The following is a 17,571-nucleotide window of genomic DNA, read 5'->3' as shown; positions in this document are numbered from 1 at the left end:
CGGGCTCTAGACCTTCTTCGCACCCGCAGCAATAAAAAGGGGCGCCACAGCACCCCTTTCCGCATATTTTTTCCATTTACGGCGGAAAACCGGCTCAGCGGCCGCCGTTTCCGGCGCGACGACGGCTTTCCAGCGCCGCCGCGCCGATGGCGGCGGCGATGGTGGCCACAGCCAGAAGGGCGCCGCCCTCCTTGGCGTGATCGCGGGCGAAGTCGCCGGCGTCCTCGACATAGCGGCGCGCCTGCTTGGTGTAGCGGCGCATCGGACGGCGCGATTTCTTCCTGGTGCGGCGATACCAGTCGTCAGCTCGATCCCGCGCCTCGGCGCCGAAGCGGCCGGCGCGGTCCTGGGCGTAGCCGCCCAGATCCGCCGCGCGGTGGGTCAGGTCGTCCGCGCCGTCGCGCACGCCGCGCGCGATGTCGTCAAAGCGGTGGCGCAGAGCCTCGGCGTCGAACCAGCCGCGCGGGTCGATGCGGGTCTTGATCCGCTCATAACGCGTCGGGCCGGTGCGTTGGCTCAGCAGGATGGTCGCCAGACCCACGCCCGCCAGCACAGCCACCACCCCCGCCGTGATTCCGGGATGCTTGCGGACCTCGTCCACGACGTTGAACTCACGATCCATCATGTCAGACCTCTCGGGAAGGAAACGGTTTCATCTAAGGGAGCGAGCTTCAGCACAAAGGGTTCCCTTCGTCCGGTCAAGCTTGTCGCCGCCGCGCGCGGTCGTGACGCAGGCGACACGCCCTCCCCTTACCAAGCCGCCCGCGGCTCCCTATGTTGCGCCGCTTCCGACAGTTTTCAGGATTTCACGCCGTGACCGATCACGCGCCCGACGCCCCCATCGCCGCCCCGACGGACGACTTCGCCGCCGCCTTCCAGATCGAAGGCTGGCCGGTGCGCGGCCGCCTGGTCCGCCTGGGCGAAGCGGTCGACAAGATCCTGTCGGCCCACGCCTATCCCGAGCCGGTCGCCGCCCTGCTGGGCGAGGCCTGCGTCCTGGCCGCCATCGTCGGCTCGGCGCTGAAGTTCGACGGCCGCCTGATCGTTCAGGCCCAGGGCGACGGGCCGGTGCGCTATGTCGTGGCCGACTACGGCACGGACGGCCATCTGCGCGGCTTCTGCCGCTTCGACCCGGAAGAAGTGGCCAAGGCGTCGGAAGGCTTCGCCCGTCCGGGGGCCAAGACCCTGCTGGGCGGCGGCGTCTTCATCATGACGGTAGACCGCGGCGCCGACTTCGAACGCACTCAGGGCGTGACCCCCATCGAGGGCGAGAGCCTGTCGCTGTGCGCCGAACACTACTTCACCCAGTCCGAACAGGTGCCGACCAAGGTTCGCCTGGCTGTTGGCGAGGTCGAAACCGACGCGGGCCGCACCTGGCGCGCGGGCGGGGCGATGATCCAGGTCATCGCCGGCGACGAGTCGCGCGGCTCGACCGAAGAAGTGTGGGAGCGCACCCGCGCCCTGTTCGCCACCCTGGGCGACGACGAGCTGATCGACCCGACGATCAGCGCCGAGACCCTGCTGTACCGTCTGTTCCACGAGGACGGCGTGCGGCTGGAAGGCGCCAAGGCCCTGGCCGCCGTCTGCCGCTGCTCGAAGGACCGCATCGCCACCGTGTTGCAATCCTTCCCGGCGGAAGAACGCGCCGAAATGGTCGAGGACGACGGCAAGATCCGCGTGACGTGCGAGTATTGCTCGACCAACTATGAGATCGATCCGGCCGAGCTGGAAACGGCCGAGGCCTGATCCCTCAGACCAGCATGAAGACGGCGTTGCCGTAGTTGTGCAGCAGGACCGGCAGCAGTACGCTGCCGGTCTTCTCACGCAGCCAGACCAGCAACAGGCCCGCCAGCCCCGTCGTCGCCATCGGCGCCCAGTCGAAGGTGAAGCCGCCGTCCTGATAGCCCAGCGCGTGGGTCAGGCCGAACGCCAGCGCCGTCAGCGCCGCGCCCCAGCCAATTGGCGCGCCCAGCACGCGGACCGGCCGCCCGAACGCCTCGTTCAGCATCAGCAGCAGCACGCCGCGATAGAAGATCTCCTCGTCCAGCCCCGGCATGGTCAGTTGAAAGGCCAGACTGTCGGCGTCGAACCCCTCGCCCGGCATCGCGATCGCCAGCCCAAGAAACAGCAGGACCAGCAGGCCCGACAGGATCAGCGCCCCCTTCAGCCCCTGCCGATCCTGATGCAGGATCAGACCGCTGCGCCGCCATCCGACGACGGGCAGGCTGGCGACCGCCAGGGACAGCAGGACGGCCAGCGTCTTGCCCTCCCAGTTCCAGCGCGAGGGACCGAAATCCAGCGGGATATGGCCATAGCCGCGCGTCAACACGGCGTCATAGACCGCCATCAGCAGCAGAGCTACGGCCAGCCAGCCCCAGCGCACCTTGCCGCGCGACAGCACGGCCGCCGCCCCGCTCGCCAGTGCGACCGCGCCGACCCAGCCTGACATGGCGATAATGGCATCCGGCATGGCTTTCCTCCCCCGAAGCGACGTCGTCGTTCAGAGGCGGCGGCAGGGCCGGACAGATGCAGATGAAGAAAAGTTAAGCTTCTGCTCCTCGCCCCCACACGCCCGGGCTTCGCCCCATACGCACCGTTTCCCGCCTCTACACGCCGTCATCCTCGGGCTTGACCCGAGGATCCAGGGCGACGGCGCGCTCACCCGTTCAACGCCGTGCAGGCGGACGGCTGGATCCTCGGGTCAAGCCCAAGGATGACGGCAGGGGATGGGGCGCCGTGGCGCGTCGTAGAGCGGTGTGGAGCGTCGTGGCCCGCGCCGCTGGAGTCACCGCCTAGTTGTTCAAATCCAGCGAATAGCCCGCCGAGCGCACGGTGCGGATCGGGTTGACCGTGCCTTCGACGTTCAGCGCCTTGCGCAGGCGGCCGACGTGGACGTCCACCGTGCGGGCCTCGACATAGACGTCCGAGCCCCAGACCGCGTCCAGCAGCTGCTCGCGGCTGAACACCCGGCCCGGATGCTTGAGGAAGTGGTCCAGCAGGCGGAACTCCGTCGGCCCTAGATGAACTTCGCGGCCCGCGCGGCTGACGCGGTGGGCGACGCGGTCCATGATGATGTCGGCATGATTGACCCGGTCGTCGGCCAGGCCCGGACGGATGCGGCGCAGCACGGCGCGGATGCGCGCGGTCAGCTCCGTCATCGAGAAGGGCTTGGTCATATAGTCGTCGGCGCCGGTGTCCAGGCCGCGCACGCGGTCCGTCTCTTCGCCGCGCGCGGTCAGCATGATGATCGGCAGGTTGCGGGTCTCGGCCCGACCGCGCACGCGACGGCAGACCTCGATGCCCGACAGCTTGGGCAGCATCCAGTCCAGCAGGATCAGGTCGGGGGTGCGTTCGTCGATCTGCAGCATCCCCTCCTCGCCGTCGGCGGCGACGGCCACGTCATAGCCTTCCTTCTCCAGATTGTACTGGAGCAGGGTGGCCAGGGCGTCCTCGTCTTCCATCACCAGGATATAGGGTTGCACGTCAGCCTCTCCGGTTCGTCGAAGTCGTCAGCGATGTAGGGGGGATCAGTCGTCCGCCGCGTCGGGCGACGCAGACAGGTGCGGGGTCGGCGTCGGCTCTTCGCCGGGACCGGGCACGGCCTTCGGCCGCTCGCCCAGCATGTCCTCGCCCGTGATCTCATAGTGGACCGTCTCGGCGATATTGGTCGCGTGGTCGCCGATCCGCTCCAGGTTCTTGGCCATGAACAGCAGGTGGGTGCAGGCCGTGATCGTACGCGGATCGCCCATCATATAGGTGAGCAGTTCGCGGAACAGGGCGTTGTAGTGCTCGTCCACCTCGTCGTCAGTCTGCCAGACCGACAGGGCGCGCTCGATCTCAGACGCCGTATAGGCGTCCAGCACGTCGCGCAGGCGGTTCGACACCAGCCGTCCCATCCGCTCGATCGAGCGGGTCAGGGGCTGCATCGGCTCGGCCTCGGCCAGGATCAGCGCCCGCTTGGCGATGTTCTTGGCCAGGTCGCCGGTCCGCTCCAGGTCCGAGGCCAGCTTCATGGCTCCCAGCGTCCGGCGCAGGTCGCTGGCGACCGGCTGGCGCAGGGCGATCAGGCGGATCGCCTTCTTCTCGATGTCGCGATGCAGGGCGTCCAGGCGGTTGTCGCGCTCGACCACCGCCTTGGCCAGGGCCACATCGCGGCGCGCGACTGATTCGATGGCGTCCGCCACCTGGGCCTCGGCCAGACCGCCCATGCGGACCACCTCGGCCGTCAACTGGTTCAGCTCGTCGCCGTAAGCCTTGACCGTATGCTGGTTCATCGTCGCGTCCTCAGCCGAAGCGGCCGGTGATGTAATCGAGCGTGCGCTTTTCGCGCGGGTTGGTGAAGATCTCTTCGGTGTCGCCGGTCTCGACCAGCTTGCCCATGTGGAAGAAGGCCGTGCGCTGCGACACGCGGGCCGCCTGGGCCATCGAGTGGGTGACGATGACGATGCAGTAGCGCTCGCGCAGTTCGTCGATCAGCTCCTCGATCTTGGCCGTGGCGATCGGGTCCAGCGCCGAGCAGGGCTCGTCCATCAGGATGACTTCGGGTTCGACCGCGATGGCGCGGGCGATGACCAGGCGCTGCTGCTGGCCGCCCGACAGGCCGGTGCCCGGCGAGTGCAGGCGGTCGGCGACCTCGTCCCACAGACCGGCGCGCTTCAGCGACTTCTGGACGATCTCGTCCATATCGCCCTTGGTCGAGGCCAGGCCGTGAATCTTGGGCCCATAGGCCACGTTCTCATAGATCGACTTGGGGAAGGGGTTCGGCTTCTGGAACACCATGCCGACCTGGGCGCGCAGCAGCACCGGGTCGATCTTTTTGTCGTTGATGTCCGCGCCGTCCATGTCGATCCGGCCGGTCACGCGGGTGCCGGGGATGGTGTCGTTCATGCGGTTCATCGTCCGCAGGAAGGTCGACTTGCCGCAACCCGACGGGCCGATCAGCGCCGTCACCGTCTTGTCCGGAATCTCCAGCGAGACGTCGAACAGGGCCTGCTTCTCGCCATAGAAGACGCAGACGTCGCGCGCGGCGATCTTGATCGGACCCAGCGGGGCCGAGGCGTGGGCGCCGACGGCCGGGGCGGTCGACAGGGTGGCGGCTTCAGAGGGGGCGGCGCCGGTCGACGAGCCGTCGGGAGCGCGGAAGATGCGGGACTTCATAAGATTTACCACCGGCGTTCGAAGCGACGGCGCAGCAGGACTGCGGCGGCGTTCATGACGATCATGAAGGCGAGAAGGACAAGGATGGCGGCCGCCGTCCGTTCGTGGAAGGCGCGCTCGGACGCATTCTCCCAGATGTAGATCAGCGACGGCAGGGCGCCGACGGGCTCGTCGATGGCGTGCGGCACGCCCGGCACGAAGCTGATCATGCCGATCAGCAGCAGCGGCGCCGTCTCGCCCAGCGCATGGGCCATGGAGATGATGGCGCCGGTCATCACGCCGGGCATGGCCAGCGGCAGGACGTGGCCGAACACCGTCTGGGTGCGGCTGGCGCCCATGGCCAAAGCAGCCTCGCGGATCGAGGGCGGCACCGCCTTCAGCGACGAGCGGGTGGCGATGATGATGGTCGGCAGGGCCATCAGCGCCAACACCAGACCCCCGACCAGCGGACTGGCGCGCGGCAGGTGCATGAAGTTGATGAACAGCGCCAGACCCAGCAGGCCGTAGACGATCGACGGCACGGCGGCCAGGTTGTTGATGTTGACCTCGATGATCGCCGTAATGCGGTTGCGGGGGGAATACTCCTCCAGCCACACGGCGGCGCCGACGCCGACCGGAATGGCGATCAATGCCGTCACCATCAGCATCAGGGCCGAACCGACCACGGCGCCCAGCAGGCCCGCCAGCTCCGGCTGGGTCGAGTCGCCCTTGGTGAACAGGGCGGAGTTGAAGTGGGCGCGCACGGCGCCCGAGGCCTTCATCCGGTCCAGCCAGTCCATCTGCTCATTGGTGACGCGGCGCTGGTCCTCGGGCTGATCGCGGGTGATCTTGCCCTTCAGATACATCTCGGCGTCGTCCGACAGCGGCGCGGCGACCGGCACGGTCTGGCCCAGCAGGCTGGGCTGGCGCGCGATCATCTTGGCGGCCTGGAACTTCAGCTCCGAGGACAACAGGGCCTTCATCGTCGAGGCCTTGGTTCCCTGCGCGTCGTCCTGGATTCCCAGGCGGCGGATCTGCTGCTCGGCGACGATCTGCTCGAAATTGGCGCCTTGCGGATAGGAACGGTCGATCCGCGCCGGGTCCATGTAGACCGGCAGGGTCACGGTATGGGCGTAGAAGGCGGTGTAGCCCTGGGTGACGATGCTGCCCAGCAGGATCACCAGGAAGGCCAGGGCCACGCCGATGGCCGCACGGCCGTACCAGCGGAAGCGGGTCTCACGCGCATAGCGGGCGCGCAGGCGGCTTTTCAGACGCTGGGTGCGCGGGCTGACGCCGGTCGAGGGAGAGGCGGCGTCAGTCATACTGTTCCCGATAGGCTTGCACGATGCGCATGGCGACGATGTTCAGCATCAGCGTGACCACGAACAGGGTCAGCCCCAGGCCGAAGGCGGCCAGGGTCTTGGGGCTGTTGAACTCCTGGTCGCCGGTCAGCAGGGTGACGATCTGGACGGTGACGGTCGTGACCGTCTCCAGCGGGTTCAAGGTCAGCTTGGCGGCCAGACCGGCGGCCATGGTCACGATCATGGTCTCGCCGATGGCGCGCGACACGGCCAGCAGCAGGGCCCCGGCCACGCCCGGCAGGGCGGCGGGCAGCAGCACCTTCTTGATCGTCTCGGACTTGGTGGCGCCCATAGCGTAGGAGCCGTCGCGCAGCGACTGCGGCACCGCGTTCAGGATGTCGTCCGACAGGGAGCTGACGAAGGGGATCAGCATGATCCCCATGACCGCGCCCGCGACCAGGGCCATCTGGTTCTGCACCAGCGACAGGTAGAGGCCCAGATCGTTGAACGGCCCGCCGATCAGCATCTCGCCGATGCCGTTGAAGAAGACGCGCAGCGCCGGCCCAACGGTCAGGGCGGCGAAGAAGCCGTAGACCACGGTCGGCACCCCGGCCAGAACCTCCAGCGCGGGCTTGACCAGGGCGCGGGTCTTCTTGCCCGAATATTCCGACAGATAGACCGCCGAGAACAGGCCGATCGGGGCGGCCACCGCCATGGCGATGGCCATGATCAGGAAGGTGCCCGCGAACAGCGGCACGGCCCCGAAGGCGCCCGACGACCCGACCTGATCGGCGCGGATGGCGATCTGCGGGCTCCACTTGGTGCCGAACAGGAACTCGGTGATCGGCACCATGCTGAAGAAGCGCAAGGAATCGATCACCAGCGAGAAGATGATGCCGACCGTGGTCAGCACCGCCACCGCCGAACAGGCGAACAGGACGCCGGTGATCCAGCCCTCGACCTTGTTGCGCGCGCGCAGGTCCGGACGGATGCGGGTGAAGACGAACAGGCCGCCCAGCACGGCGGCGATCAGGGCGGCGACGCCCCCGCCCCAGTTCAGGGCCGCGGCGATGCGGTGGGCGCGACGCCCCTCGGCCGGCAGTTCCTCGGCATAGGGGGCGGGCCAGATCTGGCGCGCCTCCTGCCCGGCCCCGACCAGACGGGCGTCGGCAAAGAAGGCCTCGCGACGGAACGGCTCCAGCTGGGTGACGCTGTCAGGCGCGCCCGCCCGCATCATCTGCTGCTCGATGGGCGTGGAGAAGATCGAGGCGGCGATCAGCATCGCCAGGGCCGGAACACCGACCCAGATCAGGGCGTAAAGCCCGTGTTGGCCAGGACGCGAATGCGACTTCGCCCCCTGGCTCCGACGAACGGCCAAGGCCCGCCCGGCCACATAGGCCAGGACGGCGAAGGCGATCAGCAGCAGCAGGAAAATCCAGATCATCCGGTCCGATCAGCGCAGGAATCAGCAACGCGCCGGGTTCGGTGCGTTTCGGCCGGGAAACTGCCTGCGATACGTCAGCGGATTAAGACGGCTGGATGACAGTTCTGTTACGACGCCCAGTCGCAATGTCGCAGCTGCATGACGATCGTTCCGAATACGGACCTCACGCCTCGGATGCGGGAGCCAGCGGGAAACAGGCCGCGAAGATCGCTCCATGCCCCGGCGCGCTGTCCACTGACAGGCCGCCCCGGTGACGGATGATGATGTGGCGCACGATGGCCAGGCCCAGGCCCGTGCCCTGCCGATCGCCGCTCTTCTGACCCTCGACGCGATAGAATCGCTCCGTCAGGCGCGGCAGGTGCTCGCGCGCCATGCCCGGCCCGTGGTCGCGCACGGTGACGACGGCGTAGCGCTGACCCGTCTCGCGGTCCGGGGTCGCCAGAGACAGGCGGTTGCCCTCGGGCATTCGCGCCGCCATGGCCTCGTCCAGGGTGCGGTCGATCTCGATGCCGACCTCGATGGTCCCGCCCGCGCTGGAATATTTCAGGGCGTTGTCGATCAGGTTCTGCACCACCTGGGCGATCTCGTCCCGATCGCCGGTCACAGCCGCGCCGCCGTGCGGCAGCTCAGCATGGATCGTCACCTGACGCTCGCGCGAGAGGACGCTGACCGCATCGACCACATCGGCCGTCGCCCGCGCCAGATTGACCCGCCCCAGGGGCGCGATGTGTTCGTTCAGCTCGATCCGGCTCAGCGACAGCAGATCCGCCACCAGCCGCCGCATCCGGTCGGCCTGCACCGCCATGATGTCGAGGAATTTGTCGCGCGCCTTGGGGTCGTCCTTGGCGTGGCCCTTCAGCGTCTCGATGAACCCCGACAGCGACGCCAGCGGCGTGCGCAGCTCATGGCTGGCGTTGGCCAGGAAGTCGACGCGCATCTTCTCCATGCGGCGCACGTCCGTCTCGTCGCGCAGAGCCAGAAGCGCCAGCATCCCGCCGCCCCAGGCCGAATCCTCGCGTGCAGGCAGGGGTCGGATGAAGGCGCGCCAATGCCGTTCCTGAACGCCGCCGCCCACATAGTCGACCTCGGCTCCGACGCCGCCGAACAGGGCCTCGTCCACCGCCTCCAGCACGCGCGGCTCGCGCAGCACCGAAACCAGCAGCCCCCCGCCCGTCCCGTTCAGCTTGAACAGCTCGCGCGCCGCCGCATTGGCCAGGGCGATGCGGCGCCCGGCGATGTCGTCCGCCTCGCCTCCGCTGATGATAAGCAGCGGGTCGTCCAGCGCCTCGAACACATCGCCCAGCAGGGCCGCGTCCGGTCCCAGATCGACCCCGCCCGGCTCGAATTCCATCTCATCGGCGGCCGGCGGCGGATTGCGGTTCACCAACCAGGTCGCCAGCGCGACCGCGACGGCCCCCGCCGCCAGCCATCCGGCCAGTTCCGGCTTCATCACGGCCAGAACCGCCATCACCAGTATGGCCACGCCGCCGCTGGCGCCGGCCGTCCACAAACGGGACGACGCTGTAGGCGCAACGGGAGACGGAGAGTGATCGTAAGGCATTTCGACCGACGTTATCTCATTCTTCAGCAGCTCGACCTAGGTTGGTCCGTCGGCAGCCCGCTGAGTCGGCCGGTTCGACGCACGGGATGTGTAGCTTGGTTTCTTCACGGATTTACGGCGGAACGGTTTAGGGGCTGAGGGCGCATCATGTTGGACGGTGTTCTGAGCTGTCTGGTTGAACGCCACGACTGGCGAATCGCCGCTTTCGCCATCCTGGCCTGCGTTTTCAGCCTCGGCATCGCCTTGTTGCTGTCCGAGCGTGCGCGACGCCTGTCGCCCCGAGCACGCCGCGCCTACACCCTGTCCGCGCCCCTGGTCGGCGGATTGGGCGTATGGACCACCCATTTCATCGCCATGCTGTCCTACGACATAGGCGTCGAGGTCCGTTACGACGCCCTGCAGACCTTCCTGTCGCTGGTGATCGTGGCGGCCGCCTTCTGGATCGGAATGCAGTTGCACCTGATCGGCCCGGCGGATGCGAAGCTGCGGCGTCGATGGGGGCTGGTCGCCGCAGTCGCCGTCACAACCGGCGTCGCGGCCATGCACTTCGTCGGCATGGACGCCATGCGCCTGTCGGGCGCGGTGCTGACGTGGAATGCGCCGCGCGTCGGCCTGGCCGTCGCGGGCGGGCTGGTCCTGTTCAGCACGGTCGTCTTCCTGCCGCCCCTCGGCCGCTGGAAGCAGTTGGCCGCAGCGACCGCCCTGACCGCCAGCGGCGTCGCCTGGCTGCACTTCATCGCCATGACCGCCGTGAGCCTGACGCCTGCGCCCGGCGTGATCCTGCCCAGCGACGCGGCGAGCGCCCTCGTCGTCGCCCTGTGGATCGGCCTGGGCGTGACGTTGACCGTCGTCGTGGCGGCCTTCTTCACCGGCATGATCTGGTGGTCGCGGCGCAGCGTTCTGGGTCAGTTGCTGGAAGCCGTCCACGCCATGCCCGACGGCGTCAGCGTCTATGACGCCGATGACCGGCTGATCCTGTGGAACCAGCGCTACAGCGAGATCGCCCCTCATCTGCAAGGCGTGCTCAGGCCCGGCGTCACCTTCCGCGAAGTATTGGAGGCCGGGATCAGAAGCGGCGTCTATCCCGACATCGTGGGCCGAGAGGACGCCTGGATCGAAGAGCGGCTGGCCTGCCGCCGCATCGCCACCGCCCCGCGCGAGATCAAGGTCGCCGACCGTTGGCTGCGGGTTCAGGATCGCCCGACCGTCGGCGGCGGCGCGGTCACGGTCTGCTCGGACATTAGCGACCTGAAACGCGACGCGGCCGCCCTGGCGGAAGCGCGCGATGCAGCAAACGCCGCCAATCGCGCCAAGAGCCGCTTCCTGGCCAATATGAGCCATGAGATCCGCACGCCCCTGAACGGCGTCATCGGGGTGGCCCAGGCTTTGACCCGCACGAAACTGTCACAGCATCAGCAGGAAATGCTTGAGCTGATCCAGTCCTCCAGCCGCACCCTCCAGACCCTGCTCAGCGACATACTGGATCTGGCGCGCGTCGAATCCGGACGACTGGAGCTGAAGGAGGAACCGCTCGACCTCGCCCGGACGGTGGAGGAAGCCGCCCTCCTCTACGCCGCCGCCGCGCGCGACAAGGGGCTGCAGTTCATTGTCGAGGTCGCGCCTGAGGCGCAGCGTTGGATCTATGGCGACGCCGTCCGCCTGAAGCAGGTTCTGACCAACCTGGTCTCCAACGCCGTCAAGTTCACCGCCTCGGGCTTCGTCAGCCTGACCGTCGACGCCGTCCCGGCCGAGGCGCCCCAGACCTTGCGTTTCGTGGTCCAGGACACCGGGATCGGCTTTGACGCCCAGACGCAGGCCCGGCTGTTCAACCGCTTCGAACAGGCCGACGGCGACATCACCCGCCATTACGGCGGCTCTGGCCTGGGCCTGGCGATCTGCCGCGAACTGGCGGCCATGATGGGCGGCGACCTGGGCTGCGAAAGCGAGCCGGGCGCGGGCGCCGCCTTCATCCTCAGCCTGCCGCTCAAGCCGGCTCAGGCGCCGCCCGTCCCGCTTCGTCCCGACCGGCAGGACGCCGACACAGCCTTCGCGGCCGAGGTCGACCAGGCGCCGCGGCGCCTGCGCATCCTGGCCGCCGACGATCATCCGACCAATCGCCGCGTCGTCGAGCTGATCCTGGACGGCGCCGTCTTCGACCTCGTCTCGGTCGAGAACGGTGCCCAGGCCGTCGAAGCCTATCGCGCCCAGACCTTCGATCTGGTGCTGATGGACATGCAGATGCCGGTCATGGACGGTCTGACCGCCGTGCGCGAAATCCGGCTGCACGAGTCCGTCCTGGGCCTGCCGCACGTTCCCGTCGTCATGCTGACCGCCAACGCCCTGCCCCAACATCTGGACGAGGCCCTGGCCGCCGGCGCCGACCGCCATATGGCCAAGCCCTTCAGCGTCGAAGACCTGCTGGCCATGGTCGCCGACCTGACCGCACAGACGCCTCAGGCCGCGGAAGCCGCGGCCTGAGGTCTCTTTCTTCCAATATCGAGGCGGCTCACTCGTAGCCGTGCGCCGCCTCGTTGATGACCTGGCTGGGCATGGTCGAGAAGTCCACGCTCAGCGGACGGACCGCCTTGGCCTCGAAGGTCTTGAGGACGTGCTCCAGACGGCGGCGCACCTCGCGCTCGGCCTCGGTCGATCCATCCAGCGCCAGCGGCGCCAGACAGAAGTCGATGATGGCTTGCGGACGGGTCATGGGCTCCATGTCGTTTCCTTTCCTGTGAGGCGTGGAACTCAGGCGGCGTGGAACTGGGCCGTCTCGGTCGAGTCCTTCAAAGCCGTGGTCGAGGACTGGCCCGAGGAGATGACCGTGGCGACATCATCGAAGTAGCCGGTGCCGACCTCGCGCTGGTGGCGCGTGGCGGTGTAGCCGGCGGCCTCATTAGCGAACTCGCGCTGTTGCAGCTCGGAATAGGCCGCCATGCCGCGATCGCGATAGCCCGAGGCCAGCTCGAACATGCCGTTGTTCAGGCTGTGGAAGCCCGCCAGCGTCACGAACTGGAACTTGTAGCCCATGGCCCCCAACTCGCGCTGGAACTTGGCGATGGTGTCCTTGTCCAGCTTGGCTTCCCAGTTGAACGAGGGCGAGCAGTTGTAGGCCATCAGCTTGCCCGGATATTTCTTCTGGACCGCCTCGGCGAACTTCCTGGCGTCGTCCAGATCGGGGTGCGAGGTCTCCCACCACAGCAGGTCGGCGTATTTGGCGTAGGACAGGCCGCGCGCGATGCAGTGATCCAGACCCGTGCCCGGCTTCAGACGATAGAAGCCCTCGGGCGTGCGGTTCTCGCGGTCGATAAAGGGGTGGTCCCTCTCGTCGATGTCCGAGGTGATCAGCTGGGCCGACTCGGCGTCCGTGCGCGCCACCGTCAGGGTCGGCGTGCCGCAGACGTCGGCCGCAAGGCGCGCGGCGATCAGGTTGCGCTCATGCGCCTGGGTCGGGATCAGAACCTTGCCGCCCAGGTGGCCGCACTTCTTCTCGGACGCCAGCTGGTCCTCGAAGTGGACGCCCGCGGCGCCCGCCTCGATGAAGGCCTTCATGATCTCGAAGCTGTTCAGCGGGCCGCCAAAACCGGCCTCGGCGTCCGCCACGATGGGGGCGAACCAGTCGCGCTTGGCGCCGCCCTCGGCGTGCTCGATCTGGTCGGCGCGCTGCAGGGTGCGGTTGATGCGGCGGCACAGTTCCGGCGCGGCGTTGGCCGGATACAGGGACTGGTCCGGGTACATGGCGCCGGCCGTATTGGCGTCGGCCGCGACCTGCCAGCCCGACAGATAGATAGCCTTCAGGCCCGCGCGGACCATCTGCATCGCCTGGTTGCCGGTGACCGCGCCCAGGGCGTTGATGTAGGGCTCGCTGTGCAGCAGCTCCCACAGGCGGTTGGCGCCGCGCTCGGCCAGGGTGTGCGTGACCGGCACCGAGCCGCGCAGACGCAGAACGTCTTCCGGCGAGTAAGGGCGCTCGATGCCGTCGAAACGGCCGGCGGGCGAAGGAACCAGATCGGCGAAGGTCGTCATGTTCGTCTCGGTCTCGATAAGGCGCGGCCGCAGCCGCTGTCCCGAAGACCTGAACATGCATCCGTCACGAATGACACAGAGCTAGACGCGTCATTCAAGTCAAACAGTCACATCATGACACTTGCCTTGAAGTCATGATGTGACATGATCGCGCCATGAACGCCGCCGCCGATCGCAAGCTGTTTCTGGGCGGCCGCCTCAAGCGGCTGCGGCGCGACCTTGACCTGTCGCAGACGGCGATGGCGGCGGACCTGGGCGTCTCGCCCTCTTATCTGAACCATATCGAGCGCAACCAGCGCCCCGTCTCGGCTCAGCTTCTGCTGCGTCTGGCCGAAACCTATGACGTCGACCTGAGGAACCTCGGCCAGTCCGGCGGCCCGGCGTCGGAGGCCGAACTGTCCGAGGTCTTCGCCGACCCCTTGTTCCACGGCTTGGCCGTGCCCCGCCACGAGATCATGCAGCTGGCCGAGGATCAGCCCGCCGCCGCTGACGCCGTGCTGCGTCTCTACCGCGCCTTCTCCGACCGCCGCGTGCGCGACCGCGCCGAGACCGAGGCCGGCGGCGGCGCGGCCCCGACCGACAGCCCTTCGGAATGGGTGCGCGAATACGTTCAGGCCCGCCACAACCACTTCCCCGAACTGGACGCCCTGGGCGAAGCCCTGCACGACGCCCTGCGCGCGGAAGCCCCCGCCCCCGACGAAGGATTCGAGGCCCTGGCCCGCGCGCGCCTGTTCGCCCGCCACGGCCTGACCGTCCGCACCCTGCCCGCCGAGGTCATGGTCGAATGGACCCGCCGCTTCGATCCGCACCGGGGGCGCCTTCTGCTGTCCGACACGCTCGGGCCGTCCTCGCGCGCCTTCGCCGTCGCCAACCAACTGGCCCTGATGGAGCACGGGCCTGAGCTTCAGGCCCTGACCGAGGCGGCGAACGCCCCCGACGCCCCGACGCGCAACCTGCTGAAGGCCTCGCTGGCTAACACCCTGGCCGCCGCCGTGCTGATGCCCTACGCCGCCTTCCAGCGCACGGCCGAGGAAACCGGCTATGACCTGTCCCGGCTACAGGCCCGCTTCGGCGTCGGCTTCGAACAGGTCGCCCACCGCCTGACCACCCTGTCGCGGCCGACGGCGCGGGGCGTGCCCTTCTTCCTGATGCGAGTGGATCAGGCGGGTAATGTGTCCAAGCGCTATGCGTCGGGCGCCTTTCCCTTCTCGCGCTTCGGCGGGGCCTGCCCGCGCTGGCGGCTGCACTCGGCCTTCCGCACGCCGGGCCGCATCGTCACCCAGATCATCGAGACGCCCGACGGCGGCCGCTGGTTCACCCTGGCCCGCACCGTCGACCGTCAGGGCCAGGACGCCTTCACCGAGGGGCATGACCTCGCCATCGGCCTGGGCTGCGAGCTTCGCCACGCCCACCGCCTGATCTACGCCCGCGGTCTGGACCTGCAGAAGCCCGAGGTCACCCCCATCGGCCCGGCCTGCCGCCTGTGCGAACGCCACCCCTGCGCCGAACGCGCCGCCCCGCCGGTCGGCCGCGCCCTGACGGTGGACGACTGGTCGAAATCCGTCAGCCCCTATCCGTTCGCCTAATCTCCCCTTCTCCCCGTGCGGGAGAAGGTGGCCGAGCGAAGCGAGGTCGGATGAGGGGTCTCTCAACCGACAGTGCAACCCCTCATCCGGTCCTTACGGACCACCTTCTCCCGCAAGGGGAGAAGGAAAGTCAGTGCGCCAGCATCAGCGCCACGGGCGCTTCGTTCAGCAAGGTCTGCGTCACCCCGCCGAAGATCCACTGCCGCATCCGCGCATGCCCCCAGGCGCCGGAGACCATGAGCCCCGCCCCCATCTCCTCGGCGCAGTCGATCAGCCGCCGACCGCCCGAGCGGTCGTCATGGGCGCGGGCGTCTGGTTCAGCCGCAATCCCGTGCCCCGCCAGCCAGCGTACGACATCCTGCGTCCGCAACCGGGCGCCGTCCATGTCTTCGGGGTCGCACAGCTCGACCACCCGCACCCCGTCGGCGCGCTTCAGCAGGGGCAGGGCCGCCTGCGCCGCCAGTCGGCTCTCGCGCGTGTCGGTCCAGGCCAGCAGCGCCGGGGCATCCACCATCGAACGGATCGGATTGGGCGGCAGAACCACCACCGGCCGCCCCGAGCGCATGGCCAGATCCGCCGGATGCGGCGCGCGCCAGGCGCTGGCCCCGCCCGCGTCGCGCCCGACCAGGGCCGCGTCCGCCGCCCGCAGGCAGCGCAGGGTCAGGCCGGTCGGGTCGCCGACATCGCCGCGCCACTCGCCCTCGACGCCCGCCGCCTCGATCGCGCCCCGGAAGCGCTGCTCAGCGGACTTCAGCGTGGTTTCGTTGCGCGCCTGCTGGGCCGCCATCACCTCGCCCAGAAGAATGCCCGCTCCATAGGCGTCGGCCACCGGCGTCTCGGGCGCGCAGCCCGACACCCCGATCAGCCGCGCCCCGTGCGCGCCGGCCAGCGCGCAGGCTTCGGTCAGGCGGGCGGGGTTGTCGGCTTCATCGTCGACATAGACGATCAGACTGGTCCAGGGCATGGGGGCCTCCTGCTTCAGGATACGCCCCATCAACGCACAAACCGCCGTTCCGCGCCTTGAGCAGGATCAATTCGCCCGATCAGTTCATCAGAATGACGCGACCGCCCTCGACCCGGTGCGGCACGCCCGCGCGGCGGAACAGGCTGGCGATCTCGGCGGCGGGATCGGCCGCGCCCTGGTCCAGCATCCGCCCGATGTCGGCCGCCAGCGTCGGATCGCCCGACACGCGCGTCAGGGCGTTCAGCCATTCGGCGCGGCTCAACACCCCATCCCGGCGGTTGGCGTCCAGCAGAGGCCGCAGGAAGCCGAACCAGTCGCCGCCGTCGCGCCGCTTCTGCGCCCCCTCGGCCGTCATCGCGAAGACGGCGCCGCAGGCGTAATAGGCGCGGTGTTCGCCCCGCACGCCCGCCTCGGCCACGCCGCGCCCCTGGCTCAGGGTCACGCAGTCGTCGACCTCTTCCTGCAGAGCCTTGCGGTCGTCATAGGCCGGGTCCAGCGCCTTCAGCGCCCGCACCGCCATCAGGTCGGCGCCGCCCTCGGTGATCCAGGCGTCGCGCGCGAACTCGTACCGCACGGTCTGGCCCAGCCAAAAGTGAGCGCTCTCATGGCCGATGAACCAGCGGGACACCCGCTCCATCTCCGCCGTCGGCCGGGTCACGCCGGTCCCCTCGAACGACATGACGATCAAGCCGGGCAGGACGCTGCCGCCCATGCTGGTCATTCGCTCGGTCGGGCCGTTCCACGACACCATGACCACCGGATTGTCGCCGCCCGAGCCGGGGCGTCCCAGGCGCTGCAGGTAGAACTGGCCCACGCGCGGGGCGAAGTCGCGGATCTTCTCGCCGATCCAGGGCGGCAGATTGGGGTCCATGACCGTGGTCAGCCCCTCGCCCGGCGTCACCCGCGCCTGTCCCAGCAGGACATAGGAGCGCTCGCCCGTCGTCGTCAGTTCGGCGTGGCGCTCGCCGTTGAACAGCACCGGCCCGTCCAGGTCGCGCCAGGTCACGCGCGACGCCCCGCCGTCCAGATTGACGCCGTTGAGGTCCGCCGGCATCGCCTCCGCCGCCTCGGGCGAGCCCAGGGCGAAGACGTCCATCTGCCGCGTCGGCAGGGCCACCGCCCCGTCCGAGAAGACCAGGGTCTTGTATTCCGCCTCCAGCTCGACCGCCTTGGGCGTCACGCTGAAACGGACATGGCGCGGCACGGGGCCGCCGTCCGCGCTGCGGATGATGTCGTAATGGCCGCGTCGCTCCATCACCACGCCGGGCGTCTCAACCGTCCACTGCCGCGGCCGCCACGGCTCGCGCACCTCCGAGATCAGGGCCGAATCCATGAAGGCCCAGACCACGGCGTCGCGGTTGAAGACATAATCGACTGTCAACCGCCCGTCCTCGCGCGTCACCGTCACCTGCGGCGCCGCCTCGACGTTCCAGGGGCCGGGCGCAGGGCTGGCGGCGCAGGCGGTCAGCAGGGCGACGACAGAAAGGGCGGTTGCAGACAGGGCTTTCAGACGCACGAAGAGCAGTCTCCTACAAGGAACGGCGCAGCTTAGGGCT

At 68.7% G+C, this 17,571-nt stretch carries 15 protein-coding genes; 3 read left to right on the top strand and 12 right to left on the bottom strand.

The features are described from left to right. Nucleotides 1-94: 94 nt before the first annotated feature. Nucleotides 95-625 carry a hypothetical protein gene (locus ACU5AP_RS01010; protein WP_052748047.1) on the bottom strand — a complete coding sequence of 177 codons (531 nt, stop codon included), beginning with the start codon at nucleotides 623-625 and terminating at the stop codon, nucleotides 95-97. A 188-nt stretch (nucleotides 626-813) separates the two neighbouring features. Here ACU5AP_RS01010 and ACU5AP_RS01005 point away from each other — a divergent pair, with 188 nt between their 5' ends. Beyond that, nucleotides 814-1,746, top strand: coding sequence for an Hsp33 family molecular chaperone (locus tag ACU5AP_RS01005; RefSeq protein WP_040346899.1), 933 nt, complete (start codon nucleotides 814-816; stop codon nucleotides 1,744-1,746). A 4-nt stretch (nucleotides 1,747-1,750) separates the two neighbouring features. Here ACU5AP_RS01005 and ACU5AP_RS01000 read toward each other — a convergent pair whose 3' ends face one another. The 7 genes from ACU5AP_RS01000 to ACU5AP_RS00970 form a co-directional block, all read right to left on the bottom strand. After that, entirely contained in the window at nucleotides 1,751-2,470 is a 720-nt protein-coding gene (locus tag ACU5AP_RS01000; protein ID WP_128720460.1) for a CPBP family intramembrane glutamic endopeptidase, BDIM_20840 family, read from the bottom strand. A gap of 322 nt (nucleotides 2,471-2,792) precedes the next feature. Beyond that, nucleotides 2,793-3,482, bottom strand: coding sequence for a phosphate regulon transcriptional regulator PhoB (gene phoB, locus ACU5AP_RS00995; protein WP_003165711.1), 690 nt, complete (start codon nucleotides 3,480-3,482; stop codon nucleotides 2,793-2,795). Nucleotides 3,483-3,527: 45 nt separating this feature from the next. Further along, entirely contained in the window at nucleotides 3,528-4,274 is a 747-nt protein-coding gene (gene phoU / locus ACU5AP_RS00990; RefSeq protein ID WP_003165712.1) for a phosphate signaling complex protein PhoU, read from the bottom strand. A gap of 10 nt (nucleotides 4,275-4,284) precedes the next feature. Then, a complete protein-coding gene (gene pstB, locus ACU5AP_RS00985) occupies nucleotides 4,285-5,157 on the bottom strand; it encodes a phosphate ABC transporter ATP-binding protein PstB (protein WP_128720462.1) in 873 nt (290 codons plus the stop codon). A 5-nt stretch (nucleotides 5,158-5,162) separates the two neighbouring features. Beyond that, nucleotides 5,163-6,458, bottom strand: coding sequence for a phosphate ABC transporter permease PstA (gene pstA / locus ACU5AP_RS00980; protein WP_003165714.1), 1,296 nt, complete (start codon nucleotides 6,456-6,458; stop codon nucleotides 5,163-5,165). Continuing rightward, entirely contained in the window at nucleotides 6,451-7,881 is a 1,431-nt protein-coding gene (gene pstC, locus ACU5AP_RS00975) for a phosphate ABC transporter permease subunit PstC (RefSeq protein WP_046653296.1), read from the bottom strand. Before pstC ends, pstA begins: the two co-directional genes overlap by 8 nt. A gap of 163 nt (nucleotides 7,882-8,044) precedes the next feature. Beyond that, nucleotides 8,045-9,442: a sensor histidine kinase gene (locus ACU5AP_RS00970; RefSeq protein ID WP_076223815.1), complete on the bottom strand. Its 1,398-nt coding sequence runs from the start codon at nucleotides 9,440-9,442 to the stop codon at nucleotides 8,045-8,047. A 147-nt stretch (nucleotides 9,443-9,589) separates the two neighbouring features. Between ACU5AP_RS00970 and ACU5AP_RS00965 the strand changes: the two genes are divergently transcribed. Further along, nucleotides 9,590-11,920, top strand: a complete 2,331-nt coding sequence (locus ACU5AP_RS00965; protein WP_128720466.1) for an ATP-binding protein — start codon at nucleotides 9,590-9,592, stop codon at nucleotides 11,918-11,920. A gap of 28 nt (nucleotides 11,921-11,948) precedes the next feature. On the opposite strand, the gene ACU5AP_RS00960 is transcribed toward ACU5AP_RS00965, so the two are convergent. Together ACU5AP_RS00960 and aceA are read right to left on the bottom strand one after the other, a co-directional pair. Further along, nucleotides 11,949-12,158, bottom strand: coding sequence for a hypothetical protein (locus ACU5AP_RS00960; RefSeq protein ID WP_003165718.1), 210 nt, complete (start codon nucleotides 12,156-12,158; stop codon nucleotides 11,949-11,951). Between the two features lie 29 nt (nucleotides 12,159-12,187). Next, entirely contained in the window at nucleotides 12,188-13,465 is a 1,278-nt protein-coding gene (gene aceA, locus ACU5AP_RS00955) for an isocitrate lyase (RefSeq protein ID WP_128720468.1), read from the bottom strand. Nucleotides 13,466-13,620: 155 nt separating this feature from the next. Here aceA and ACU5AP_RS00950 point away from each other — a divergent pair, with 155 nt between their 5' ends. After that, a complete protein-coding gene (locus ACU5AP_RS00950; protein ID WP_191001965.1) occupies nucleotides 13,621-15,051 on the top strand; it encodes a helix-turn-helix domain-containing protein in 1,431 nt (476 codons plus the stop codon). Between the two features lie 130 nt (nucleotides 15,052-15,181). Here ACU5AP_RS00950 and ACU5AP_RS00945 read toward each other — a convergent pair whose 3' ends face one another. Continuing rightward, a complete protein-coding gene (locus ACU5AP_RS00945; protein WP_446680683.1) occupies nucleotides 15,182-16,015 on the bottom strand; it encodes a hypothetical protein in 834 nt (277 codons plus the stop codon). A 79-nt stretch (nucleotides 16,016-16,094) separates the two neighbouring features. Next, nucleotides 16,095-17,531, bottom strand: a complete 1,437-nt coding sequence (locus tag ACU5AP_RS00940) for a hypothetical protein (protein ID WP_446680682.1) — start codon at nucleotides 17,529-17,531, stop codon at nucleotides 16,095-16,097. Between the last annotated feature and the right edge of the window lie 40 nt (nucleotides 17,532-17,571).

The sequence above is a fragment of the Brevundimonas sp. RM1 genome (genome assembly GCF_052907225.1).
The sequence above is the reverse complement of the archived record's forward strand: the minus strand, read 5'-3'. Positions and strand labels throughout refer to the sequence as shown.

What these genes read in the sequence shown, in the direction of transcription:
- ACU5AP_RS00970 (WP_076223815.1), bottom strand. Translation starts at nt 9,442, where the DNA reads ATGCCTTACGATCACTCTCCGTCTCCCGTTGCGCCTACAGCGTCGTCC.
- pstA (WP_003165714.1), bottom strand. Translation starts at nt 6,458, where the DNA reads ATGACTGACGCCGCCTCTCCCTCGACCGGCGTCAGCCCGCGCACCCAG.
- pstB (WP_128720462.1), bottom strand. Translation starts at nt 5,157, where the DNA reads ATGAAGTCCCGCATCTTCCGCGCTCCCGACGGCTCGTCGACCGGCGCC.
- aceA (WP_128720468.1), bottom strand. Translation starts at nt 13,465, where the DNA reads ATGACGACCTTCGCCGATCTGGTTCCTTCGCCCGCCGGCCGTTTCGAC.
- ACU5AP_RS00965 (WP_128720466.1), top strand. Translation starts at nt 9,590, where the DNA reads ATGTTGGACGGTGTTCTGAGCTGTCTGGTTGAACGCCACGACTGGCGA.
- pstC (WP_046653296.1), bottom strand. Translation starts at nt 7,881, where the DNA reads ATGATCTGGATTTTCCTGCTGCTGCTGATCGCCTTCGCCGTCCTGGCC.
- ACU5AP_RS01010 (WP_052748047.1), bottom strand. Translation starts at nt 625, where the DNA reads ATGATGGATCGTGAGTTCAACGTCGTGGACGAGGTCCGCAAGCATCCC.
- ACU5AP_RS00945 (WP_446680683.1), bottom strand. Translation starts at nt 16,015, where the DNA reads ATGCCCTGGACCAGTCTGATCGTCTATGTCGACGATGAAGCCGACAAC.
- phoU (WP_003165712.1), bottom strand. Translation starts at nt 4,274, where the DNA reads ATGAACCAGCATACGGTCAAGGCTTACGGCGACGAGCTGAACCAGTTG.
- ACU5AP_RS00950 (WP_191001965.1), top strand. Translation starts at nt 13,621, where the DNA reads ATGAACGCCGCCGCCGATCGCAAGCTGTTTCTGGGCGGCCGCCTCAAG.
- ACU5AP_RS00960 (WP_003165718.1), bottom strand. Translation starts at nt 12,158, where the DNA reads ATGGAGCCCATGACCCGTCCGCAAGCCATCATCGACTTCTGTCTGGCG.
- ACU5AP_RS01000 (WP_128720460.1), bottom strand. Translation starts at nt 2,470, where the DNA reads ATGCCGGATGCCATTATCGCCATGTCAGGCTGGGTCGGCGCGGTCGCA.